The 24105-nt window shown below is 43.8% G+C and carries 22 protein-coding genes and 1 pseudogene; 5 read left to right on the top strand and 18 right to left on the bottom strand.

From position 1 onward, the window contains the following. Window positions 1-79: 79 nt before the first annotated feature. Both ACFVS2_RS32310 and ACFVS2_RS32305 read right to left on the bottom strand, forming a co-directional pair. Window positions 80-3220 carry a hybrid sensor histidine kinase/response regulator gene (locus tag ACFVS2_RS32310; protein ID WP_390240608.1) on the bottom strand — a complete coding sequence of 1047 codons (3141 nt, stop codon included), beginning with the start codon at window positions 3218-3220 and terminating at the stop codon, window positions 80-82. 314 nt (window positions 3221-3534) lie between these two features. Continuing rightward, window positions 3535-4902 (bottom strand): FAD-binding oxidoreductase, encoded by a 1368-nt coding sequence (locus ACFVS2_RS32305; protein ID WP_390240606.1) that lies wholly within the window; start codon window positions 4900-4902, stop codon window positions 3535-3537. 178 nt (window positions 4903-5080) lie between these two features. Here ACFVS2_RS32305 and ACFVS2_RS32300 point away from each other — a divergent pair, with 178 nt between their 5' ends. Next, window positions 5081-6016 (top strand): YndJ family transporter, encoded by a 936-nt coding sequence (locus ACFVS2_RS32300; protein WP_390240604.1) that lies wholly within the window; start codon window positions 5081-5083, stop codon window positions 6014-6016. 57 nt (window positions 6017-6073) lie between these two features. Here the strand turns inward: ACFVS2_RS32300 and ACFVS2_RS32295 are convergent, their stop codons facing one another. From ACFVS2_RS32295 to ACFVS2_RS32285, 3 genes are all read right to left on the bottom strand, one after another. Further along, entirely contained in the window at window positions 6074-6823 is a 750-nt protein-coding gene (locus tag ACFVS2_RS32295) for a CsxC family protein (RefSeq protein WP_390240602.1), read from the bottom strand. A 139-nt stretch (window positions 6824-6962) separates the two neighbouring features. Then, window positions 6963-8060, bottom strand: coding sequence for a BC_2427 family protein (locus ACFVS2_RS32290; RefSeq protein WP_390240600.1), 1098 nt, complete (start codon window positions 8058-8060; stop codon window positions 6963-6965). A gap of 451 nt (window positions 8061-8511) precedes the next feature. Beyond that, window positions 8512-9180, bottom strand: coding sequence for a YdeI/OmpD-associated family protein (locus tag ACFVS2_RS32285; protein WP_390240598.1), 669 nt, complete (start codon window positions 9178-9180; stop codon window positions 8512-8514). Window positions 9181-9552: 372 nt separating this feature from the next. Between ACFVS2_RS32285 and ACFVS2_RS32280 the strand changes: the two genes are divergently transcribed. Next, window positions 9553-9792: a hypothetical protein gene (locus ACFVS2_RS32280; RefSeq protein ID WP_390240596.1), complete on the top strand. Its 240-nt coding sequence runs from the start codon at window positions 9553-9555 to the stop codon at window positions 9790-9792. 133 nt (window positions 9793-9925) lie between these two features. Beyond that, a complete protein-coding gene (locus ACFVS2_RS32275; protein ID WP_390240594.1) occupies window positions 9926-10300 on the top strand; it encodes a hypothetical protein in 375 nt (124 codons plus the stop codon). 127 nt (window positions 10301-10427) lie between these two features. On the opposite strand, the gene ACFVS2_RS32270 is transcribed toward ACFVS2_RS32275, so the two are convergent. The 5 genes from ACFVS2_RS32270 to ACFVS2_RS32250 all read right to left on the bottom strand — a co-directional run bounded on the left by ACFVS2_RS32270 (window position 10428) and on the right by ACFVS2_RS32250 (window position 14372). Then, window positions 10428-11147 (bottom strand): hypothetical protein, encoded by a 720-nt coding sequence (locus ACFVS2_RS32270; protein WP_390240592.1) that lies wholly within the window; start codon window positions 11145-11147, stop codon window positions 10428-10430. 116 nt (window positions 11148-11263) lie between these two features. Then, the gene (locus ACFVS2_RS32265) at window positions 11264-11602 is read right to left on the bottom strand and encodes a cupin domain-containing protein (RefSeq protein ID WP_390240590.1); all 339 of its coding nucleotides are present in this window, start codon (window positions 11600-11602) and stop codon (window positions 11264-11266) included. A 33-nt stretch (window positions 11603-11635) separates the two neighbouring features. Continuing rightward, the gene (locus tag ACFVS2_RS32260) at window positions 11636-12619 is read right to left on the bottom strand and encodes an ABC transporter substrate-binding protein (RefSeq protein ID WP_390240588.1); all 984 of its coding nucleotides are present in this window, start codon (window positions 12617-12619) and stop codon (window positions 11636-11638) included. A gap of 86 nt (window positions 12620-12705) precedes the next feature. Next, window positions 12706-13533, bottom strand: coding sequence for a helix-turn-helix transcriptional regulator (locus ACFVS2_RS32255; protein ID WP_390240586.1), 828 nt, complete (start codon window positions 13531-13533; stop codon window positions 12706-12708). Window positions 13534-13994: 461 nt separating this feature from the next. Further along, the gene (locus ACFVS2_RS32250) at window positions 13995-14372 is read right to left on the bottom strand and encodes a winged helix-turn-helix transcriptional regulator (protein WP_390240584.1); all 378 of its coding nucleotides are present in this window, start codon (window positions 14370-14372) and stop codon (window positions 13995-13997) included. 125 nt (window positions 14373-14497) lie between these two features. Between ACFVS2_RS32250 and ACFVS2_RS32245 the strand changes: the two genes are divergently transcribed. Then, a complete protein-coding gene (locus ACFVS2_RS32245; protein WP_390240583.1) occupies window positions 14498-15541 on the top strand; it encodes a zinc-binding alcohol dehydrogenase family protein in 1044 nt (347 codons plus the stop codon). 166 nt (window positions 15542-15707) lie between these two features. Here the strand turns inward: ACFVS2_RS32245 and ACFVS2_RS32240 are convergent. The 7 genes and pseudogenes from ACFVS2_RS32240 to ACFVS2_RS32210 all read right to left on the bottom strand — a co-directional run bounded on the left by ACFVS2_RS32240 (window position 15708) and on the right by ACFVS2_RS32210 (window position 22773). After that, a pseudogene (locus tag ACFVS2_RS32240) lies at window positions 15708-16052 on the bottom strand (imm68 putative immunity domain-containing protein). Window positions 16053-16151: 99 nt separating this feature from the next. Next, complete coding sequence (locus ACFVS2_RS32235) at window positions 16152-17825, bottom strand: DUF6138 family protein (RefSeq protein WP_390240581.1); 1674 nt, start codon at window positions 17823-17825, stop codon at window positions 16152-16154. Between the two features lie 466 nt (window positions 17826-18291). Beyond that, on the bottom strand, window positions 18292-19143 hold the full coding sequence (locus tag ACFVS2_RS32230; RefSeq protein ID WP_390240579.1) for a DUF2785 domain-containing protein: 852 nt from the start codon (window positions 19141-19143) through the stop codon (window positions 18292-18294). An 80-nt stretch (window positions 19144-19223) separates the two neighbouring features. Next, a complete protein-coding gene (locus ACFVS2_RS32225) occupies window positions 19224-20144 on the bottom strand; it encodes a helix-turn-helix transcriptional regulator (RefSeq protein ID WP_390240577.1) in 921 nt (306 codons plus the stop codon). Window positions 20145-20294: 150 nt separating this feature from the next. After that, window positions 20295-20774, bottom strand: a complete 480-nt coding sequence (gene rlmH, locus ACFVS2_RS32220) for a 23S rRNA (pseudouridine(1915)-N(3))-methyltransferase RlmH (protein ID WP_142067181.1) — start codon at window positions 20772-20774, stop codon at window positions 20295-20297. Between the two features lie 4 nt (window positions 20775-20778). Then, window positions 20779-21045 carry a CxxH/CxxC protein gene (locus ACFVS2_RS32215; protein ID WP_390240575.1) on the bottom strand — a complete coding sequence of 89 codons (267 nt, stop codon included), beginning with the start codon at window positions 21043-21045 and terminating at the stop codon, window positions 20779-20781. A 495-nt stretch (window positions 21046-21540) separates the two neighbouring features. Next, window positions 21541-22773, bottom strand: coding sequence for a S1C family serine protease (locus ACFVS2_RS32210; protein WP_390240574.1), 1233 nt, complete (start codon window positions 22771-22773; stop codon window positions 21541-21543). A 281-nt stretch (window positions 22774-23054) separates the two neighbouring features. Between ACFVS2_RS32210 and ACFVS2_RS32205 the strand changes: the two genes are divergently transcribed. Further along, window positions 23055-23291, top strand: a complete 237-nt coding sequence (locus ACFVS2_RS32205; protein WP_173620374.1) for a hypothetical protein — start codon at window positions 23055-23057, stop codon at window positions 23289-23291. Here ACFVS2_RS32205 and ACFVS2_RS32200 read toward each other — a convergent pair. Further along, window positions 23286-24074 (bottom strand): MBL fold metallo-hydrolase, encoded by a 789-nt coding sequence (locus tag ACFVS2_RS32200; RefSeq protein WP_390240571.1) that lies wholly within the window; start codon window positions 24072-24074, stop codon window positions 23286-23288. The genes ACFVS2_RS32205 and ACFVS2_RS32200 overlap by 6 nt on opposite strands. Window positions 24075-24105: the final 31 nt, after the last annotated feature.

Below are 24105 nucleotides of genomic sequence, written 5' to 3'. Positions count from 1 at the left end.
TGCAAAAACACCTCCAAGATTGTCCCCATATCTTACGACATGGTTTAGTTCTCTTGAAGGTGTTTTGATTTGTCTCACTTTAAGGGGTCAGTCCCGATAAGGAACCGGGGTGTTTTTCACTCATATTCTTGCTATTCATCTTGCTCCGTACATGAAAAGTTACCTTTGTCCCTGTACCTAACGTACTTTCGATAAGCAATCCTGTTCCGAAGTGTCGTTTTAATCGCTGATCCGTATTGATCAATCCGACTCCTGAACTGCTATCTGCTTTTCTTTCTAAAAGTCGTTGTACTTGATCTTCCTCCATTCCGATCCCATCGTCTTCAACGGTTATTTCTGCATGCGTTTCCTGGACAGAAATCCGAATCTTAATTTCCCCCCCACGAATGCGGTTCATCACACCATGTTTGATCGCATTTTCAACGAGAGGCTGGATCGTAAGAAAGGGAATTTTTACATCCTCATAGTCATCTATCTCCCAAACAACCTGCATCCTTTCTTCAAACCGAACCTTTTCAATATATAGGTAAGAGCGCACCAGACTTAGCTCCGTTTCGATCGGAACAAGCCCGTCCATATCTTCAAATTTGAATTTATTCCTCAAAAAATTACTGAACTCATACAGCAAATCACGCATCTTATCCAAATTAATGTCACTTAAAGCCGTTACAGCGCTCAACGCATTAAATAAAAAATGAGGCTGGATTTGCGCTTGCAGCCACGCAGCTTCTAATCGCAGTTGTTCCCGAACGGATTGTTTAATCGTAGTTAACGCCTCAATCCGCGATTTTATTTCCATCCCTTCTACTGGCTTGGTCACGTAATCGTTGGCTCCCGCTAAAAAACCACTTTGAATATCTTTTGGTTGGCTTCTTGCAGTAAGGAGCAAAACAGGGAGCTCCGTGAGTGTAAACCGCTCGCGAATTATTCGTGTCAGCTCATAACCGGACATCTGCGGCATCATAATATCGGAAATAACGAGATCCCATTCCTTTGTATCCAGTATAGCCAACGCTTCTTTCCCGCTCGTCACCATTGTTACTTCATATTCGTCTGGAGGTAGTATAGCTTCCAGCACCTGAAGGTTAACAGGGTCATCATCCACAATTAATAGGCGCGGACGATCGCGATTTACTTCTAATAAAGTTGTTGGTTTCGTAGCCGAAGGGATAGGTTGTACGACTTCCGGTTCGAATGAGTGAGAAACAGCCACCTCTTCCTCCGCTTCCCCATGTGCCAGCTTTAACGAAAATGTAAATGTTGAGCCTTCCCCTAAGACTGAGGACACATCTAACGTACCTCCATGGAGCTCAACCAGCTGCTTGCTTATACTCAGACCTAACCCAAATCCACCTTCAATCATGGTCTCGCTCGAGCTGGCTTGCTCGTACGGACGGAACAGGCGCTTTTGCATGTCCTCATCCATTCCAATCCCTGTATCATGAATCACAATAAATGCTCTTCCATCCTTGGTAAAAGCTTGAATGGAAATGATCCCTTCATTCGTATATTTCACAGCATTGTGAAGTAAATTGAAAACGATTTGAATCACCCGGTTCTCATCTGCGTGTACGGGAGGAAAATCTTCAGGGATTTGATTTACGATTTTTACAGACTTTACTTCTGCGTTAAATTGCATCATATCAAGTACCCCGGTCACGATGGGCTGAATCCATATGGCTTTTTTCTGTAGGCGCGGGTTGCCTTCCTGTAAACTCATCACATCAATCAAATCATTTAATATCAAAGTCAGACGTCGTCCTACAGATAAAACCGTTTCAAGCTCTTTGATGCTCCTTTCCTGCAACAAATGTCGTTCCCTATTTAAAACGGATTGGGACATGTTCAGAATGCTATGTAGCGGATTTTTAAATTCATGTGAAGTGTTGGCCAGAAATTGATCCTTATGGTCATTCATTCTTTGCAAGGTTGCAGCAATCTCTTTTGTGTTGGCATGCATGATGAAATAACCCTTAAACCATACAGTGGCTAAGCAACCCATCGAAATAATCAGGTCAAACGGATAGTAGACAAGACTCAAGCCGCTTTCCCGCCAAATTAACGACCAAATAAAATGATGAAGCAACGCAAGAAAAGAAAAAAGCAGTAAAAGATTGCTCATGATGTCTTTGATCAATTTTTTAAAGATGGAAATCAACGTGATCACTGCGGCAATACCTATCACTAGAAAATAAACCGGAAAGAGCATCGTCACCTGATCAGGGTCTAAAAACAACGTAATGCCAGCAGTCCCAAAATTCATCACCCTGTAAACAGGATACATCCTGCTCCAATAAGGGAGTTCGCGATGATTCATACACTCCAACAAAGCGTAGGCCCCAATGACGAGAGCAATATTCGCTAACCGGAAATCCCAATCTATGCCGATGTAAAATAATTGGTGGAACAACTTCTCATCGTTGCTTAACACGCTAGTAAGCGCTATGCATAATGTCAGCAAAGAAAAATACAGCAGATTCTTTTTCTTATCTCCTAGTAAAAATAAAATAAACGCATAAGCAGAATGTATGAGAAAGATCATAGCTGCCAGAAGCTGCGTAGAAACGGAGACTTTTATTTCCTTTGCAATGGCTTCTTCTGAACCAAATTTAATCGATCGAACAATGCCGCTGCTTCGACCATCCACATAATTTGCCGCCTGAATGACGATTTCGATTACACCGTTTTCGTCTGCCGTAAAGGTTGTAGAATAAGGCAGATTCTTCGCAATGTATTCATCCTCCGATTCCGCCACCCGCCCCGATTTCGCAAGCAATCGGCCGTTTACGTATAATTCCGATGCCGTGCGCACGCTGGGTACACGAATACTATAATTCAGGTCCTTTTCCGGATTTACATACAAACGCAAGCGATAAGAAGCAAATCCATAGGGAGTGGACTTGTCTGCATGCAAAGCTTCATTCCATCTTCCCGGAACCTGAATAAGCGCTGGCTCCTTCTCGTTTACACCCTGTTGCCGTCTGCCATCCATCAACCATTGGGAGGGATAAAACTCCCACTCTCCATCGAGTAAGAGAGTGTCGCCATCCTCTGCATTCCAATCACGTAAATCAAATTGCCCATTTTTAATGTCCGCTTGTTGATCACGAAACGATTCCATCCACAAAATGCGCGCACCGGATAAGATGATGACTAATAGCCCGAGTAATAGTAGGATATGGCTCTTTTTCATTTGGTATTTAGGTGAATGATTTGCCAAGAAGTATTCCTCTCCTAGTCATTTTCTTCTATGACATTCAAACAGAATCTATCCACAATTTACCACACAAGGTATGACAGAGAAAGACAGTTGCCATGGAAAAAGCTACGGTTATCTGAGGAATACCGTAGCTTATCAAAATGCAGTTTCTCTATGAATAGCGACCTATTCCGGTTCATAAACGCCCTACCAAGTCATGTAGTAGCTAGTAGGAACTCCTCTCCGCTTGGCAGTGAAAGACCATCGGTGCGGCCAGTGAAGTAGCGTTACGCCGCAGCATGCTCCTTTTGTTGATTTGCTTATGATTTTGCTCACTACTTCCCCACCGGAATACTCTGGGCAAAACGAAACACATTATGCGGATCGTACTTTCGTTTCACCTGCTTCAATCTGGCAAAGTTCACACCATAATACGCCTCAGGCCAGTTCTTGATCTGCAAATCAGGGAAGTTCACATAATCTCCTACGACAAAGGGACGTAGCGCTCTGCGGAACCTTTTCACCCACTGGATACTCCGTTGCTGCTCGCTGTCGTTCCTCCATCGCGCCGACAGCTCATAGATCGTCTCTGCCTTCCGATGAGGATAGGCCGTGGCAATCGGGGATACCCGGCTCACCGCGCTTCCTGCACCACCCAAGCTCTGACTCCACACGGTAGAATGCCTGTTGGGCGCCTTCGACAGGAAATTGCGGATGATCCGTACTCCTTGACGAGGCAAAGGCTTAAAACCAAAAGCCCCGGTTATTTTAAACTTCGGCTCCAGATTCAGGTCCGCTGCGGCAAAAAATCTGGTTGCTTCGATAAAAGGCACTGTCCGCACCATCACCTTCACCGGAGTTCCTGCTTGCAGCAAAGGTCTGATCAATCGCCGCAGCTCCTTTGCACCGCCCAGCAATTGCCCGGTAGACACGATAGTACCCACTTGCTTGGCGGACACCTCGATAGTTGAGGTTAAGCGGTTCGTGACAGACGGCGCCCAACGCTGCCAAGTCGGGAATACCTTCTCCAGATCGCGCCATTTCCAGGTAATGCTGTAGATGGAGACATCCTGGATGGGCCGTACCCGAAACGTAAAGTCTGTAGCAATGCCAAAGTTCCCTCCTCCACCACCTTGTGATGCCCAAAGCAGATCGGAATGCTTCTTCTTATTTGCTACGATCGTCTTCGCCCCACGCCGTCCCGATGCTACCACCATCTTCACCTGTTTCAGATTATCGCAGGTAAGGCCATATTTGCGCGACAAAAGTCCAATCCCGCCGCCCATAGTAAGGCCCGCAACGCCCACGTCGGGTGCAGTCCCAGCCGGAAGTGCCACACGCTCATTCCACAGCTGCCTGTACACGCGGGCAAGCGGATTGCCCGTCTGTACATGGGCCACCAAATTCTTGCGATCCACCTTAACTTTATTCATCTCGCTCACATCGATGATAATTCCGCCATTTACAGCAGAAAAGCCTTCATAGCTGTGCCGCCCGCTCCGCGCCCGCAGCCGTACGCCCCGCTCACGAGCCCATTTGACTGCGTTGATTACATCCTGCGTTCGTCTGCAAAAAACGATGACCCGTGGAAACTTTGAAAAGCGCCTATTAAACTCCATTCTGGCCGCATTGTAAGACCGGTCACCCGGCAACACGATCCTTCCGGTCAATCGGGTACCTGCTTTTTTCCGTTTTTGTGCCATCGAATGTTCACCCACCTCGTTCATGAAGTAAGCTTTTTCATCTGCTTATTCCTATGTGGGGACACTAGACCTGGTAACGGCACATGCCTTGTAACAGAATAGCCCTCACAAAATGTGTTACACTACTATAAGCAACCAGTTATATGAATATCCATGAATGGCTTCTTGGGGGCAAGTGATGAAACCATTGATAGTACGGACGATTCCCGGTGGAATCATAACCATCCTTATCTTTTATCTGGATTACTTCCCATTTAACCTTGTCGAAAAATTTCTCATGTTTGCGGCTTTCGTCATTGTACCTCTAGTGATTTTACTTTTGCGCTATGACGAAAAGAATAAACATCAACGGGGTATTTATGGTGCTATAAATCTGCTTCAATTTCCCGCAGCGCTTCTCGCCTTAGCCTCTGTAATGGGTAGCAAGACGTGGGGTCTGGGAAGCACCCCCATACCAGGGACCCTCTCGCTCGGGTGGCTACTGTTCACATTCCTGCTCGGCATCTATGGCCTGACCATTATTGTGAATCGCAAGGGAAGAACAGAGGAAATAGCGATTGGCGCAGGGCTTGTTTACTTTTTTATCGGGGGCATTTGGTTCACCCTCTATCAGTTTCAGTTTGACCTCTTCCAGGCTAAGCCCGCAACGCACGCCCTGAGTTCAGTCCACTTTCATTTCTCATCTGCCATTGTTCCGATTTTTATCGGTCTATTGGGACGGGTCATGACGAAGAAAAGCTGGTATCCTTGGGTCGTTGCTGTCGATATCATTGGACCTATTCTGATCGCTATCGGTATTATTTTCTCGAAGCCGATTGAGTACATTGGCGTCACCTTGTTCGCTTGTAATATTGCAATTTACACGACTTATCTACTTGCTTACTTGAAAAGAGGCTCTTTTCTCAATAAGTCCAATTTCTTTTTAGTCCTTTCCTACATTGCCTTTTACACGATTGTCGTAGTTTCCATTTCCTATCCGTTATTGAAAAACATGTTTTCTTTAACCATACACGATTTCATTCCGATTTACGGATCGCTGCATGCGTTTGGGTTTGTTTTATGTGGGCTGATTGGATGGGCGTATATCATAGATTCTCTTCATTTACGAAAATGAAAAAAGGTCATTCCCCCGACCGTTTAGGCCGATGGGGAATAACCTTCTTAGATAAACCTATTCGTCACAACCAACTGTACCTGCAGGAGGAATTGTAATTTGTTGTGTAGCATTAACCAATAACTGTTGTGTTTGTAACACTTTTACAGTAAGATCCAGGACAATTTTTTCAGTCAGGCTACTAAACGTTCCCTCAGGTGCTGCGATAACCGGTGAAAAATCAAGTTCATAGAAGTTGGCAGCTACCAACTCACCAAATGGTTGTTCGTTGTATTTAACGAGATTTTGGAAGAAATTTTTATCCAAACGTGGAATCTGGCCATCCGTCTCATTAAGGAAAAATGCTTTACTCGCCTCAGAGACACCAATAATTGGCCTTGTTAAAAATGTTCTGATGTCAGCAAAACCTGTAAAAGAAACATCCGCAATTGTATCTTGAAGTGCTCCACTACATCCAGCAGCAGCATATTCAATGTTTTTACGAATGAATCCTGCTACAAATAACTTGGCTCTTGTAACATTGAAAAAGTCAGTAGTACCAATACGCTGAAATGCGACAGGAACAAGTTTAACCTGATTGAGAAATACATGTTTTACCACTCTCTTAATCTCAGTTGCTGGTGGGTTAAGTGGAATATTTGCTTCTACAACGATTTGAAGTGTTGGCTCTACAAGTACCACTGGAACCTTAATGGTTGGTAAAGCTGCTTGAGAAATGATCGTGGTTGGTTCGACTGTTAATGGATTTTGTTCTGCCGAAAACACTGGACATGCGGGGGTCACTTGATTTGGATTGCTAGTGCTCATAATTGGAAATCAACTCCAATTTTCAATTTGAGTTTTTTAAACTCGCTATCACTATATTCCGCATTCCTTTTTAAGTAAGGGCAATTCTCTTAGACAACATACCCATTTTACATGAATCGGTGTTTGATTCCGTTATTGCCTAAATTTTAGTGCCATCACAACTGATTCGAACCGGTTGAATTTGTAGTATGTGAACAATTAATTCTACTGCAATTTTTTGATGTAATTGATAAAAATTCATTACTGGCTCTTTTTGAATGGTAGTACCATTTGTTTTGTCGGCGACAGAATACTCGATATTTTGTTGTATATATCCCTCCAGGAATAAATCTCCTTCACGAGCTTTTCTAGTTCCTTCCCCTAATGATGAATAAAATTGAGTAGGAACCAATCTGCACTCTTTAAGGATTACCTCATTTGAGATTCCTTTAATACCCCGTATCTCTTCTTCAAACATAATATCCTCATCTAGAGGTATTTCAACCTTATATTCTCCTACTATAACTGGGACCCTGATATTTATGAAATGATGAGCAGGACAGGATATATTATTTGTTTCTGCTGAAATTGTATCTGGCGAGTCATGAATGGGAGCTGCAAAAGTATGATATAGATTATCTTGTTTATTCATATTACACGCATGAACAGTAGTGGTTAAAAATATACTTCCAGAAATTGTAGAATGAATTAAACGACCAAAAATCTCCTCCTGATAATGAGCTGTGCTATTGACTAGCTTTGTATCTAATTGAGGTTGTTGTTTATTATTTAGGTCTATAAATTCAATTGTATTTTGATCTATACCGCCAAAAATGGGGGGATGAAGAAAATCCTTAATTTTTACAATAGTCGAGAATAGGCTTTTGTTTGTTAGCGAATAGATTCTTCCACGTTTAGGCGATTCGATTTGCGGATCATTAGTCGGTTCATCGACTTGCTCAATCTGAGAAACTTGCTCAATATCTTTGGAATCCTTCACTTCTATCACATTATCAGAAACAGAAAACTCATCGTCTTGACAGTTATGGTTACAATCTAAATGCTTATCTATTTGACAATAATGATAGTTACCAGCTCTGCGATTTTTCACATCCACTCGCTGTTTGCCATCATTCTTTTTATTTTTTTTGAGATAGATTCCCTTACCCTTTTTATTCGGTACCGTAATGTTTTTACTATTCTTTTGTTTTAAATTTATCTGCCCCATCTTCGTATAATTTATCCATGGAGTTTTCACAATATTTCACTCCCAAATAAAGAAAATCATCGTTATATTAATATATGCTGTAATAGTGTTTTTGCCCTTAGGCTAATATATACATTGAAGATGTATTCTTATTTAAGAGCTCTCTGATCAACCGTTTTAAAGGCTGACTCCTAATTCCTCTTAAGTGACACGAGATTCGCTTGGAGGACATCCCCCAGTATGCTGGAGACCGTATTTTCCTCGCCCTGCAGACCGGGAAGAAGACGTCGAAAAGGGCCGGGAAGGCAAGAGCTACGTCGTCCAAGACCGGTGGGCCAACTACAACCCCGTCACCTAAGACAAGCACCTTGACGATACGCTGCGGCGGCTGCTTTGCCAGTAAGGTAACCCCGGTTCATGCAAGCAACAAAGAGCCCACGCTCGACGCGGGCTCTTCTTGTCTTTCATCTATATAGGCCTCCTCACAACTTCAAACAGCGCCTCATTTACTCCGGCGATAGAGATCGATGCTTTTAAAGCCCTCAGCCAAGACCGCCGTCATTTCAGCTCGGCGCTTTGCCCGTGTCCCCTCTTGTACGGCACTATATACATACCGAGCCCAATCCTTTTGGTACCCGGGCGTAAGAGATTGGTAAAAAGCGAGCTCTTTTGGCGCATGGCGCAAATCCTCTTCTATTTTCGGCACAAAGTCAATATAATCATCGACGCATTGACTCGGTTTAGATGAAGCTTTTGCCGCCTTCTTTTTCTCATTTTTAAACCCGACAACCGTAAAAACCTCATTCATACCGACCATTCGATTAAATTTGATAGTGCTTGTCCCGATGTAGCCATCTTCGTCGGCTCCTAATCCATCGAATAATTCATCCCGATGGATATAAGTCGGATAGACTTTGTTCCCTTTCTTGGGATAAGCAACATATAGAAGTCCTCCCTCCAATAAATAGCTGTGGTCGATTACCTTCTTCATGAGCTCCTGCAAGGACTTCATATCCAGTACGAAAGCAAAAATCATGTCATATTGAACGTCTTTCAACTCATAGTCCGCTTCTTTAAGAACCGCTAAGCTCTCCTCACCCTCCGGTGTATGTAAGACAGCCGTTTTTTGATATTTTTGCAGGTTCAGCTTCTCAACGATTGTTTTCGACATGATGGATCTTCCCCTTTGATTTCATGGTACGGCTCGGAGCCAAGCCTGACTTACTTTCCACATATGTAAAGCTTTCGCAGAGTTTCTCTTTAATGTGTTTTATGTTTCCGTTCTATTATACCGTTAACGTTAAAAAATACATGAATGGAGGCAACAGGCTTTTCTCCAACTGGTCGTTTCTATAAAAGGAACATAAAAAAAGCTCCGCCTCTTCCATCAGGCGGAGCTTCAACAACCATTTGTGAATTGATCTGGCCCCTGTATAAGGCAACTTCTCCGCCGTTATCACGTGGGAAGTTTATCAGTTGACATTTTATGGAGGATACTGTATATATTCAAAGCCAATACGAAAGACAGTAAAGGAGGATCTGCATGCACAAAGTGGTCAAGATCAGATATACGCTCTTTTACGGTGAAGCGCCTGAAGCAAAATGTTTCGGGTACATGGAGTTGAATCAGGATGGCAATATGATCGCGCTCTACAATATGCATGGTGAGGAAATAGACATGTATGGCGGACATGAATTTGTTAGGATACGGACACTTGGTAAATTTGATAACGAAGACCGTGATAATTTTTATTCCTTGTTAGAAAGTGATGGTGTAGGATAATCTGCACGATAGGCTGGCGATTCCGGTGCCAAGGCGCTGCGAAACGTCAGCCTTTTTGCAAAAAACTGAGGCACATCCCATTGTGCTACAAAGTGATCCCCATTAGTATATGATGGAAGGGGGTAGGGTTCCGTTGAAAACAGCGAGTGAGATACTTTCGATAATCAGTAATGACAGTTTTTTAGAGAATGTCTTCAATAATGATGTTGATTGGGACGCTAAATTAGACGCTAGGGACTCTGTTGAATTTGATACGGCATGGAGTTCTAGTTACAAAAAAGTTGATGAAATTGACCCCTCTGAAAATACCGTGATCAGAGAAATTAGGGAATTTGTGTTCAAGCAAACTTTTCGGATAACACAGAATTCAGAGCTGGCAGGGTATGCGTCAGACGACTTTGGTCTCATTTCCAAAGCGTTTGAAAACAAGATCGATATTGAATTTATCAATAGCCTGTGGGAATGCTACCTGCAAGGGAAATTCCCGAATTCCAGTATGTGCGAATGAAATGTAAAAATAAGGAAGGGGCTGTGGCGGTCAGCTCCTTCCTTTCATATTCAATCATTATTTCGGTACCCCAAGCAATGATACATTCATATGCTTTCCATGAAGTCTCTTTCACGCTCTCATTTTACTACTCTATCGTTTCATAACGATTATTCTCCATCGCTTGCTTGATCCATCCATCGATCCGATCCTTAGGGAGCAGGATGTTTCCTCCATAAGCATTATTCTTATGAAGGCCCCAATCTCCATATACGAGCATATGGTACTGACTATTTAATTGTTTTACGAGTCCCCATTCGCCGAGATCTCCCTGTGCACCAGCACTGATAAATAGCCAGTTCCGATAATTGAATATGTAAGGATCTCCGAACATCTCAAAACCTTCTAAATAACCTTCTCTTCCATCTCTTTCTGGAAATCTCTCGTTGTAATCCTGAATCATCCATACATCTAAAATCTTTGCACACAACCATGCTTTAAACTCATTCCGCTCAATGACACGTTCAATGGAACACTGTACAAAAGCAGATAGTTCAATCTCTTCGGGATGCGAATCCCATCCATTAAAACTGGAGAGTACCGGAGTGTACATGATCCAAAAGGGTTCTCCAATCCTCATATGGAAGGGATGGGAGACCTTCACCGTTCTAACCTGACCTCTCTCAGGCAGGCGATTAGAACGCAGCCAATGGCGCTCATCCAACGAGGGCACTTCGTTTTCATAATCTGACCATTCCATAATATCATTTTCGAAGCCAGCAATATCAAACAGTTCACTTTCCATCCTTATGCGCTCTGATACGCCTTTGCATACCCCACATGCAAGGGCAACGAGCTCTTGTTCCATTTGCTTCAACTCCACTTGTCATCCTCTGTTTACTTTTCTTACGTGAACCATTTTCTCAAACATTGAGTTCGTACTAATAACATACACTAGATCGATCCAAGTATTATTGGCTGCTGTTATTCAGGCTCAGTACCGCCAGTGTTTACTACGCTTCTAGGCTCCATCAACATGATATGGCATTCCTTTTCGGCGAAGGGCTTCTGCTCGGCTCCCCCCGGGACAATAAACATCTCACCCTTGGAAATTTTCACCCGACCATCTCGAAAATCAATGAACATCTCTCCTTCGAGCACCATAAACACCTTATCCGTACCTTGATGCTCGTGCCATATAAAATCCCCAGCAATCTTAACGAGCTTAAATTGATAGTCATTCATTTCAGCAATGACTTTCGGGGACCAGAGATCGGTGAATGTAGATAGCTCCTCATTCAGATTGATAGCTTGGTAATGCATAGTAATCCCTCCTTATTTTTTAACCTGCATGATTTAGAGCTTACGCAAGGCATTTGTTATATTTTGCAAAGCGTATTCGATAGCTAATGGCCCTCCAGTAATAGCGGAACTATCCATTAAATAGACATTGCCTTTCTTCACGGCATTCAGATTATTCCATACCTTACTTTGCTTTAAGTCATTCATTAATATTTCCTTTTTTGTAATGTCACCTATAAGGAAGATGTGGTCTGCTTGAACAGTTGAAATCCCTTCAAACGTAGTAAATTTATTATTCGTACCTTTAAATGTATCATCTGGTGTAAGCCCCAGTCCCTTTTCTTTATCAATCGCAAGTGCATAGACAGGATTTCCTTCACCTAGAACATTGAAAGTTTTACCATCCCAAGACAAAATAAGAGCTACTGACTCTCCTTGAATTGACTTTAATGCTTCACGCCCAGTTGTAATTTCTTTCATCATTTTATCAATGACCTTTTCCGCTTCGTCTTCTTTCCCAATAATCTCGGCTACTGTACGAAGTCCATATTGCCAATTTTCATAGATGTCCTTGGAGTTTAACGTAATGACTGGCGCAACTTTTTCTAGTGCATCATACATTTTTTCATGTTGTTCTGTTGCTAAAATATAATCAGGCTCAATAGATAAAATTTTCTCAATACTAGGGGACACTTTGTCTCCTAATTCTTCAGCTGAATCCAGCTTTCCACTTAAATAAGATAAAGAAGATAGATACTCTTTTTCAGTAGAAGCAGCAGGCGGCTCACCTAATGCAACTAATATTTCAGGATAAAAATACCATAGTGCAGCCAATTTTTCTGGTTTCTGCTTGATAACAATTTCTTTACCTAACGCATCCTTAAATGTTCTTGGCCAATCAGGTGCATCTGCCTTAACTGCTGATGTAGATGTACTTTCTGTAGCTGATCCTTTATTTTCAGCAGGTGTTTCATTACAACCTGCTAGTATGCCTGCTAATAATAGCATGGAGATTAGCAAGCCTTTCATCTTGTGCATACGCAATTCCTCCGACATGATGTTTTCTTTGGCTTGCCATCAGTATAGTAAAGTCATTTTTCGTTTAAAATGGATGCCTGTTGAAATTAGCATGGATTATTGATGAACTTCTCTCGATATTCAGTAGGAGAAATACCAAATTGTTTCTTGAACACTCTACTAAAATAAAAGGGGTCAGCAATTCCAACAGTTTGCGCAATTTGCTGTACGGGCACATCACTTGTAAATAGCATGTTTTGCGCCATCTTTATACGATATTTTAATAAATATTCTGCTGGTCCCATCCCTGCATGTCTTCTAAATACGTAAGAAAGTCGATTTCGATTAACGTTATATTGTTCTGCAAGCGATGCTATTGTAAGGCTTAGATAATAGTATTCATGAATATAAGTAGATACCCGTTCGAATAAAGCATGTGATTCACAGCTATTTTGCCTATTAACAACACATAATAAGGCTTCATTCAGTACATCTCGAAACAGCATTTCGGTCTGAAACATCGAAAGGCCTCCGCGCTGATTATACACATGCCAAAGACGCATGATTAATTCAATCAGACGAGGGGATTGTCCTGTTGATAATTCAAAATGCTGATGAGAAAAGCTTGACCCTTCTAGTTCTGAATTACATATCCGGTATAGAACAAGAATATATTCCCAGTCGGTGTTACCAAACATTTTTTGAGCTAGTTTCATTTTTGCACCGCCATGCACAACTTTTCCTGGCGAAAGGATATAAGGCGTGCCATTAAATTGAAATTGTACCTTCCCTGTAAGTGGAAACACAAATCCAGGAAAAGAATCTGTATAGTCAGCGTAAGGCACACCTGGATTTTTCGCATATCGATATATTCCTTCTACTTGGAAAGGAATGTGTGCAAAATGCTCTGCTAACTGATCAACGTCGATTTTCACATTGCATACCTCATTTCAATAGTAGTTTGCCGGTAATCCTGAGATAGATTGTTGTACATCCTATTTTCAGGTTATTGATAATGATTATCATTGTCAATCTATATGAATAATAAAAATTCCGCTACCCAGCTAGTGTTCAAACCGCCGGGTAGCGGCATCAGGTCAGGATGTTTTCAAAAATAGGGGGGGGGAGGATCAAAAGAAGTAACAAGATCCTCCTTGGCCTATGTTGTGGCTTCGTCGTCGGACGACACCCGTCCCGATCGTAAGCCTATTTCTATAGCACCTTCCTCCACACCTCTACACCCTTCTTCTCACAAATTTTTCGCCATCACTTATGATAAGACTCTCCCCGTTGTCCGTAATTATAAAACATGACATGCATTGTATATTCTATTTACTTCTTGTAGCTATGGCCCTGTACCCACCGCCTTGTTACCCAACTTTCCTTTAACTTTCCTTTAACTCTCCTCCACTTGTATCGTTGGATTTTCATTAAGCCGCACTTTATAAGACTCGCCCCATGCTTTCATTGACATAATGACCGGTTCCAGAGTCCTTCCGAAATCAGTAAGGGAGTATTCCACTCTTGGAGGAACCTCTTTATATATTTCGCGATGAATGATGCCATCCCGTTCAAGCTCTCTTAACTGCAATGTGAGCATAAACTGCGTTATTCCCGGATTGAGCCGCCTGAATTCATTGAATCTTTTCGTTCCATTCAGGAGCTGATAGAGAATGATCCCCTTCCACTTTCCACCAATAACATCCAGCGTTGTTTCAACCGGACATGCTTGCATATCTGGACTTACTCCATATTTCTTTCTTCGGTCTCCCATCAGCTTATCCCCCAATGGTTTGATTTTTAATACTATACCATAAAAATATGCGTACTTACTTAAAGTAATTGAATCGATTTACAATGCAACTGTACAATATTTCCTATTTGAGAGGATGGATACCCATGAATACTCACCAAAAGATGAAAGCTGTCGGTGCACACCGATACCTCCCTATATCCAATCCGAAAAGCCTTATTGATCTGCACTTGGATAAACCGGAACCTACAGGCCGTGATTTGCTTGTACGTGTAAAAGCAATCTCCGTCAACCCTGCAGACGTAGGCGTCCGCGAAAGTCATAACTACGAAGCCGATTCACCGAAAATTCTTGGTTGGGATGCCGCTGGAATCGTAGAACAAGTCGGTCCTGACTGCCAATGGTTTAAACCTGGGGACAAAATCTATTATGCGGGCAGTGTGTCTCGACCGGGCAGTAACAGTGAATTTCACTTAGTTGATGAACGAATTGTGGGAAATATGCCGAGAAGTTTGGATTTCGCTGCCGCGGCTGCATTACCGCTTACCTCGATAACTGCATGGGAGGGCCTTTTTGATCGTTTAGGAATTAGCGTAAATACAGGCGAAAACAAAAACATACTGATTATCGGTGCAGCTGGAGGAGTAGGATCGATTGCTATTCAACTTGCAAAATTAGCAGGTTTGACCGTCATCGGTACTGCTTCACGTCCAGAGTCAATTCAATGGGTCAACAGTCTCGGTGCGGATTTTATCATAAACCACAACGAACCTTTTCACCCTCAACTCAAGGAAGTTGGTATTGACGCCGTAGATTATATCCTTTGCTTGAATGATACTGTTCAACATCTTGAAAATATGGCGGAAGTCATTGTCCCCCAAGGTAAAATTTGCTCTATCGTACCTGCAAATAAAACTACCTGGGCAGGGAGCTTGAAAATGGACGTGCTGTTTTCTAAAAGTGTAACGTTTGTATGGGAGTTCATGTTTACACGGTCCTTGTTTCATACCAATGACATGATCAAACAACACGAATTGTTGAATGAACTGGCGGACTTAATCGATGATGGAAAAATAAAAACTACGCTGACTGAACGATTAGAGCCCATCAATGCAGCAAACCTACGTTTTGCGCATGAGAAGTTGGAATCTGGACGGACCATTGGAAAAATTGTTTTAGAAAACTTCTGATACTACGAAGACGAGGCAGGCACGTTTGGTTCCAAAACGCGGTGATGTGAATAGACAACTCAAAGGCCCCTTGCTAAAATGGGGCCTTTTTGAGTACAACGGTATGTGCTGGAGAGACAAATTCTCCCCAGACTCTGTAAAAGATTTCCTTTACTTGTGATACGGCTCAGCTTGACGGTGCCAGCTCATCTGCGATCATTTTTGCCTTTTCCGCAAGCTCTCTCATATCATCGGCGGGAACAAACTCGGCTAATTCGTAAGCCAGTGGATTACGGGAAAACTTGTACAATTCATCCCGAAGCAGGTTCCTTTTTTCTTAGGAGGCATCTATATAAAGTTTGCACGGCTGCCTATCCTCATCCAAATCATGCAAGTCGACATAGCCTGATTTTTGAGACTCCAACACAATGGCTGAAAGATCGATTAGAGCTGAGCAGGCAATATCAAGTTCTACTCGAAACGTGCCGTTAGCATTTTTCATATCAAATCCAACTCTTCCGCCGTTTTTCAAGTCTCCCTCTTTCAGCTTCCTTATATAAGAGGTCATAGACTTTAACTACGCTTACCTCTCAAAAGCATACTTATCAATTCCACTTTCACCGAGCCACCGTCAGGCTATACCCGCCGCCTTTTGCAGACGAATTATAAGCTCCTTGTGCGGTCCCCGCGCCTTGCGAGCCAATGCATCCAGCTTCTCCGCCTTGCCCCAGATCGGGTACAGTACCCGCTCGGCCTCGTCATACGACAGAGTCTCTATTTGCTGTACGAATAGCGACAGCTTGTCCTCGCTTTCCAGCTCCGGCTGAATCTTCAGCTTTAGCGAATCGTGGGAGCGCAGCAGGCAGGCGATCAAGGTGGGAGTCGAGCGTTCCGTTATGCCATAGGTTTCGGCAAAAACGGCTGTGAACTTGTCATGCACCAGCTGATGCTCATCATCCACAAGGTCCATGTAAGCTTCAACAAGCGGAAAATACCGCTCGGACGAAAGCCCCAGCCCGAACACAGCATAACTGCCAGGCATTACGCTTCTTTCGCTTTCCGTATCCTCGTACCATTCATACTCTTCCATCGCCTCACGAGCGTATTCCTCCAATAAAGGATGCAGCTCGGAATAAGCCAGAGCATTCGCAAAAAAACGGTGCGTGTCCGATTTGGCTAGCCCCTTGATGGGCAAATACTCTCTCACGCTGGATTTTAACTTGATTTTGTAGCTTTTCGGGAAGTCCTTTCGGAGCAGGGAGAGAATAAACGAAATCGCCCGCTCGTACGCCCCGGCTTCTTCCTTGCGAATAACGATTGTGAAGAGGGAGAAAACATCGTTAGCCTTGCATTCGACCAATTCATGGCGCATATGGACGTCTTCTTGCGAGAAGCTGTCGCTGCCATCCTTCAACATACGCGCGGCTTTACCGCTGCCAAGCTGTTTCGCCAGCTCCAGAAAAGTCTGGCCCATGAATTTGTTGAAGTCCGGCTCGTAACGAATAATCATCACTGCTCCGTACAACAGAAGGTCGATAGGCTGATTCGGCTCATCCTTATTCTCAAAAACAGCATCCGGCTTGATCACATACTCATTGGTCCTGTATTCGGAACGGGTGACGTCATAGTAATGCGGCAAAAATACATTCTCGACCCAGCCGGTCAAAGCCCTAATGATATCTCTTCGATGCTCCGCGAGAGCCTCAACCCGTTCTTTATTCAACTCCTGAATCCGGTCAAATAAAGCTATCGTCTTTGCAGCTTCCGGTTCGGGGAACAAATACGGATCCAGCAGATGACGCGCCAAAAAGAAGGTTCCCCGCCTGTTTGTCGGGTAAGAGCCCTTTTCCAGTTTTTCCTCAATATAGGACTGAATTCGCTCCAGAAGCTGCCGCTTTTTCTCTTCATATACAGTTTCCAGCACCGTTAATTCCACAAGCCCGTCCATCGTTGCGAAGGTTCCTTGGAAGGTAAAACGGTAGTTAATCAACGGCGATGTTTCCAGCTTGTCCAGCCTCTCCCTTACGATTTCCGCCAGCAGGGGCTGAACCTCATGCAATATCTGCTCCCGCGTAAAGGGTGAAGCTTTCATCGACTTTTTGCCTGCGGCACTCCCCACAGATTTTGAACTGTCAACCCTAGTCCTGCCCGGCCGATAATCCAGCATGACAAAGTTAAAGATGCCTACTTGCAGCGTGGTGCGTAAGACCACTTCCTCTGCGTCCTTTCTATTCTCCTGTTCGTCAAACCATTTATGAATCGCCGTTTTCATCTCTCCCAGCGCTTCTTTCTGCAATTCGTTCATTGTCTCCCGCCTTTTCGCGTGTTCCATCTTTTCTCAACATAATCATACTATGGAAATGGGAAACCTTGTTGAAACTGTATACCTCTCCCTGGGATCGGCTAAAGCTCAATCCTTAGGATGCAAGAAGTAGAGAGGGAGTATCATAAGTCAATTGGCTTGGGTGAGGCTTATGCACAAATGGAAAATAAGAGGGGCTATATATGAGTAGAATCGGGCTCGAAAAAAACATATTATCATCCCGCAAAGCAAAAGGGAGAACGCCATAGAGGTCATTCTCCCTTTTGTTTATCTGAGATATGCAACATATGGATCAGTATATATTAGCCATAGTTGATTCCCTTTTACGATTTTTCGCTGTTACTTATGGTAAGGTTCCTCCGCGTTGTCTATAACAGTCACGGCGATCCTTTGTGGGACGGCACTTTCATTGAAATTTGCAAAAAAGCAGCTTTCGGAAAGGATGAATTCAATATCTTCCAGTCGCAAACTTGTTCAATTTCGTCTCTGCAGCAAGTATGACAGCGGCAAGAACATTTCCGCGGCTGCCCTGTCCTCTTCTGAAATATAGACTACGCAAAAGATTTTTACTGTTCACACGGGCGATCGTCTGAACGTAGCTTCTCGGCCAGTCGACGCATTTTGTCAAACCGCTTATCCAGTCAGCGATCTCCTGCTGTGGAAGCAGACCCTTTTCAATCATGGTATCCACGATACTGGCGATCCGCTCATCATCCTCATCGCTAAAAATTTGTTTCCCATTATGGAGCATCCCCTCAATAGCAGCAAGTACTTCAAGCTGTACCGCTGTATCGCTCTCCGGGCACTTGACCAGCTCCAGCAAAGCATCCGCACCGTGTGACGCACTATGAGCCCAGCCTCCTTCAGGCAGATAGCCGCGCAGATCCTTTTCCTCCTTATAATAGCGGAGCAGTGAATGCTTAAGATTCTGGTATTCAGCATAATCCAGAAAAGGCTTCTTGCTGTGAAGCCGTACTATTAAAGCTACTGGCAGAACAGAGAACGTCCTTGTAAATACAGACTGATCACCTTCGCTACCAATATGATAGAACAAGTGATGCTCATCGGTCAGAATTGCCAGAAGAGTGCTCAATTCCGTTTCCGTAAACCGATTCTCTTCATAAATCCATTTATACAGTGTCGGATAGATCAGTTCATCACGTAATTCCGGTTGAGGATCCCCGATAAATTGCAGCATTAGAGTTAAAAAATCCTGTGTCCGCTCACCTTCACGAAGCTGGTAATGTTCCTTTTCAATTCTTTGCAGGTCTATCATGAGTTTCATCCTTGTATTGCTCAACTATCTCATCCCCTTGAATATACGCTATTTCCGGACTACTTACACCCCTACTATAAAACAAAATAACTGACACCTGTATGTCAGTCATTGTATGGTAGCAATATTGTTTTTATATATTCTTGTAATTCATTTCTCAAATAACAGGGCTCTAATATCTCGCATTCCTTACCAAAGCTTAAAATAAATTTCAGTAATCCCTCCTCATATGGAAATTGATCCACAACGATATATTGATTGTTATGTGTTTTAGTTATTTTCTCTTTTTGAAAATACTCAGTTAATTGCTCTCCCATTTTATGAGCAAACTTTAAGGTAACCGTTATGCCTCGCGTAAGATAGCTATTCCTAATTATTTCCTGGATTTCTTCATTTGAGATATCCTTTTTTTCGAAGTTCTCACCCATTTTCAAATTCTTGATCCGTACTAGCTTGAACCTTCTATAGTCATTTCTTTCTTTGCAAAAGCCCACCAAATACCATTGACCGGCGGAAAATGTAATTTGAAACGGTTCTACTGTTCTTTCGAAATATTCCATACTTCTGTTGATATATTCGAATACCACTAGCTTATTTTTCTCAATAGCATTGTTTAATAGAAGCAGGTATTCCTTTAATTCATTTTCCATACTGAAATGAGACAGATTAATGTCTAACTTGCTTGTATTCTTTTCTTGTTTAAGCGTATTCTCGATCTTTAAAACAATATCATGAAACGTTGTGTTTTTCCCAAATAGAAAACTTAGATTATTCATTATCGCCATGAAAGTAGAAGCTTCATCTTTGTTTAAAAAAAGATTGTCCACATTATAGTCTTCCATAATGTAATAGCCCCCACCTTTACCACCAATGGATGCGATTGGGATACCTGCTTCACCTAACTTTTCTATATCTCTGTAAATTGTTCGTATGGACACCTCAAAATGTTCCGCAAGCTCTTTACCTGTAACCGTACCTTTTTTTGAGATAATGAGTAACATGGATAGTAATCGATCTACGCGCATTTATATATTACGTTGATTTGCAACGTATCCTCTCTTATTTTACAAGACCGAATGGAGTCTTCCCTGCCCCCTCCGGTCATTTTGTTCTTTTCTCAAGTAAATACTACTTTCTTATCAACTATACTTCTAGCTCGATCGGCTGCTTTACCACTATTTGTGATAAGGTTCCCCCCGACTAATCCGAAACGCCCGATAAACCTGCTCAAGTAGTATTAACCGCACCAACTGATGCGGAAACGTCATCTTCGAAAACGACAGCAACGCATCCGCCCGCTTCAACACCTGATCCGACAACCCCAACGACCCGCCAATCACAAAAGCCACCTGACTACGCCCATGCAAAGCCAGCTTGTCCATCTCCGCAGACAGCTTCTCCGACGACCACATTTGCCCATCAATCGCCAATGCAATCACATACTGATCCTGCTTGATCTGCGCCAGGATACGCTCTCCTTCCTTGCGCTTCACTTGCTCCATCTCCGCCGCACTCATCTCTTCCGGCGCCTTTTCATCATTGACCTCGATCACTTGCAGCTTGCAGTAAGCAGACAGACGCTTGCTGTATTCATCAATGCCCTCACGCAAATATTTCTCCTTCAGCTTCCCTACTGTAATAATCGAAATTTGCATGATCCTACATTCCCTTCTCTTTCAAAAGCGCAATCTGCCCAGGCTCCCCACATTCCCGACAACGCTTGTCTACTCCCTCGCCCTCAATCGCCTGTGCCGCATACGTATCCGGCGCCGCTTCAAAATCATTTACGTAATCATCCAACTCCTGCTCCAAATGCTCCATGCAAGCAAATCGCACCGGATATTCCACCAACAGTTCAACTTCTTTGCCTTCTATTTGTAAGCTTTTCATCTTCATGTCCATATCAAATGCCTCTTTTCCGTTCAATAATGTCGCTTCCTATTCTACCCCAGAACAGCAACAAAACAAATGAATCCGCCAAAAAGACATCGATGAGTTTGCACAGATAAGCCTCAGTAGAGAGAAAAAAGAAGAAAACGGCGAAAGTCTTTGGGATACCATCCGAAGCGCAATGGAAAAAAAGAAACCTGCCTTTAGCGTCCACCTCTGAGACACTGCGTAGCTGCGCGACTTTGGACGCGGGTTTCTTTTTTTACATGGAGCTGGGCAGAACTGCCTCCCAGCAGGTAGCCCAAGAACTTGAGCGTTTTCTTCTTTTTTCTCTCTTCCACCGAAAACCCGTCTAACGAAAAAAAGAGAGCGCCGTATCAGCTCGGCGCTCTTAAGAAGGGATCTATTTAAAAATAGATAGAGGGGGGGAACTTCAGATGCTGCATATATGCAAACGGGATAAAATGCATCCCGGAATTGCCCGTCAAGGTTTGTTTCCTTCACATGCCTGCCCGCAAAGGTCAGTACCTCTTACTGCTGTGGCGGAGCGGTCAGCTTCACTTTGGCAGTCTTCTGGATACCGTCACGATAGTACGTAACGTCCATCGTATCGCCCGGCTTTTTGCTCATCGTCAAGTACTTACGCAGCTGAGCACTGTTGGAAATGTTCTTGTCATCCAGCTTGACGATGACATCGAATTGTCTCAAGCCTGCTTCACCCGCAGGAGAGAATTTGCCTACCTCCGTTTGCACGACGACACCGGCTTTCACATTGTCAGGCAGATTCAAGGTTTCTTGCCATTCGTAGCGTGGAACATTGGCTAGGTCGAGTGGCTGAACACCAAGGTAAGAACGTGCCAGCGTGCCTTTTTCCATCAGCTGGTCGACGATCACTTTGACATCATTGATCGGGAGGGCAAAACCTAACCCTTCGACACCTGCCTTCGAAATTTTCAAGGTGTTAATCCCGATGACCTGACCCTCGATGTTCACGAGGGCGCCACCACTGTTACCAGGGTTGATCGCTGCATCTGTTTGAATAACGTCCAGCTCCCAGTCGTCCTGGCCATCTTCGTTAAAGTCCATTGGCATGGAGCGTTCCTTGGAACTGATGATGCCTTGTGTGACGGTCCGGGAGAACTGCATACCCAATGGGTTCCCGATGGCAATGGCCGGTTCGCCCACCTGTAAGGTAGAAGAATCACCAAACTCAGCAACGTCCGTAACTTTGGACCCGTCGATTTCCAATACAGCCAGATCGGTGTAACCATCGGCGCCGACCACTTTTGCCGATACTTTTTCACCCGTTGGCAGGGCGATTTCCAGCTTTTGTGCCTTATCGATTACGTGGTAGTTGGTAACAATGTAGGCTTTTCCGCCTTTTTTCTCAAAGATGACACCAGAGCCTTGGCCCTGCTCTACATCCATCGAGTTCTGCATCCAACTGTTTCTGCGCTGACCGATGTTGATTACCCCAACGATCGCATTTTCCACTTTTTTCACCGCATCTACTGTACCCGATCCCACACTTACAGATACTGGCTTAGCAAACAGGCTAGAAGCGGAGGAATTATTGCTTATCGCATTTTCTGTTCCAGGCTTAACCATATTAATATATCCCGCATTGGAGAGAGTCGGCAGCGTGAGCAGGACGACCATCCCTCCAATCACCGCGGACGTTACCGACGTCACGACCATACGTCCAATGCCAGAACCGCGTTGTTTCTTTCGCTCCACGTGAGTTAAATCATCATAAAAACCCATGATTCATACTCTCCTTTCTATCTTCTACCATTACTAGTTTTGCAGGTTTTTCATGCTCGTATACACAATGACATGCGCCTTAATTGGTTTGCATGATTGATTTCGTTGATGTCTGTTTCCTTTTGACACCCTTAGTATACGACCCGCTTTCGGCAAAATGGCGTGAGAATTATGGAAAGGTTGTGGAATAGAAAAAAGCTCCCGGAATATTTCTCCGAGAGCACGGATATGATAGATTAAAAGCTTTTTCCTACCAGACCAAATAGAAAGGATTGATAGACTTGAAAGAAGTCCACCTCATCGCCAAGCTGGCTGACCTTCAGGAAGTAGACTACCACAATACGCTTGTCCTACATGCCCTTATCGAGCTGCTAGTAGCCAAAGGACTGCTGACACATGACGAGCTGACTGCCAAAGTGAATGAGCTCGATACACAATTAACTTTCCATATCGATACGTACGCGAAGCTCACAGAGCGTATGACCAGTCGTCAAGCGGGGATCAAACCAATCTTATAGTTCTTCCAGCTTGGTAGGTCGATCCGGGTACGTATCGCGTAGATGCACATCGTCACCAACAGACAGCCCCCGCTCCTCCAAGATGTTTTTGACCGTCAGTCGGGCCAAATCAATCATATTGTTTTCCTTACTCAAGTGGGCGAGGTATACACGTTCTGACCCACCTGTTAGACAATCAAGCAAAGCATCGCCCGCCGCCTCATTGGACAAGTGCCCGACATCACTCAAGATACGTCGCTTGATGCTCCAAGGATACTGGGACATGCGCAACAGCTCAACGTCATGATTGGACTCGAACACATACGCATCTGCTCCACGAATCGTCTCCTTGATCCGATCGCTGACATACCCCAGGTCAGTCGCGACACTGAGCTTTTTCTTGCCATGATAAAAACAGAAGCCCATCGGCTCGGCGGCATCGTGCGAGATTCCGAATGACTCGATGCCCAAATCCTCTATCTCTTTCTTTTCCCCCACAGAAAAGAAGCGTCGCTGATCTTCCTTGATCGTCCCGATTTGCCCATCCAGCTCCGACCATGTCTTATCATTGGCGTAAATCGGCAAGCCATATCGCCGCGCCATGACGCCGACTCCTTTAATATGGTCGACGTGCTCATGGGTGACGAGAATGGCGCTGAGCTCTGCTGGATTGACGCCAATGGTCTCCAGTGCCGCTTCTGCCTGCTTTCCTGTAATGCCTACATCGATCAATACGGAAATACGGTCTGTTGCCACGTAAATGGCATTGCCCGTACTCCCGCTTGCCAACACACTAAATCTCACCGAACATCCCTCTTCCCGTATCTTTCCCAGG

Source organism: Brevibacillus sp. NPDC058079, assembly GCF_042885155.1.
Classification (GTDB): Bacteria; Bacillota; Bacilli; order Brevibacillales; family Brevibacillaceae; genus Brevibacillus.
This window is presented reverse-complemented; position numbering and strand designations above follow the sequence as displayed.

Coding starts and splice junctions, on each gene's coding strand:
- ACFVS2_RS32305 (WP_390240606.1), bottom strand. CDS start 4,902: ATGGCACAAAAACGGAAAAAAGCAGGTACCCGATTGACCGGAAGGATC.
- ACFVS2_RS32300 (WP_390240604.1), top strand. CDS start 5,081: ATGAAACCATTGATAGTACGGACGATTCCCGGTGGAATCATAACCATC.
- ACFVS2_RS32295 (WP_390240602.1), bottom strand. CDS start 6,823: ATGAGCACTAGCAATCCAAATCAAGTGACCCCCGCATGTCCAGTGTTT.
- ACFVS2_RS32285 (WP_390240598.1), bottom strand. CDS start 9,180: ATGTCGAAAACAATCGTTGAGAAGCTGAACCTGCAAAAATATCAAAAA.
- ACFVS2_RS32280 (WP_390240596.1), top strand. CDS start 9,553: ATGCACAAAGTGGTCAAGATCAGATATACGCTCTTTTACGGTGAAGCG.
- ACFVS2_RS32270 (WP_390240592.1), bottom strand. CDS start 11,147: ATGGAACAAGAGCTCGTTGCCCTTGCATGTGGGGTATGCAAAGGCGTA.
- ACFVS2_RS32265 (WP_390240590.1), bottom strand. CDS start 11,602: ATGCATTACCAAGCTATCAATCTGAATGAGGAGCTATCTACATTCACC.
- ACFVS2_RS32260 (WP_390240588.1), bottom strand. CDS start 12,619: ATGCACAAGATGAAAGGCTTGCTAATCTCCATGCTATTATTAGCAGGC.
- ACFVS2_RS32250 (WP_390240584.1), bottom strand. CDS start 14,372: ATGGGAGACCGAAGAAAGAAATATGGAGTAAGTCCAGATATGCAAGCA.
- ACFVS2_RS32245 (WP_390240583.1), top strand. CDS start 14,498: ATGAATACTCACCAAAAGATGAAAGCTGTCGGTGCACACCGATACCTC.
- ACFVS2_RS32235 (WP_390240581.1), bottom strand. CDS start 17,825: ATGAACGAATTGCAGAAAGAAGCGCTGGGAGAGATGAAAACGGCGATT.
- ACFVS2_RS32225 (WP_390240577.1), bottom strand. CDS start 20,144: ATGCGCGTAGATCGATTACTATCCATGTTACTCATTATCTCAAAAAAA.
- rlmH (WP_142067181.1), bottom strand. CDS start 20,774: ATGCAAATTTCGATTATTACAGTAGGGAAGCTGAAGGAGAAATATTTG.
- ACFVS2_RS32210 (WP_390240574.1), bottom strand. CDS start 22,773: ATGGGTTTTTATGATGATTTAACTCACGTGGAGCGAAAGAAACAACGC.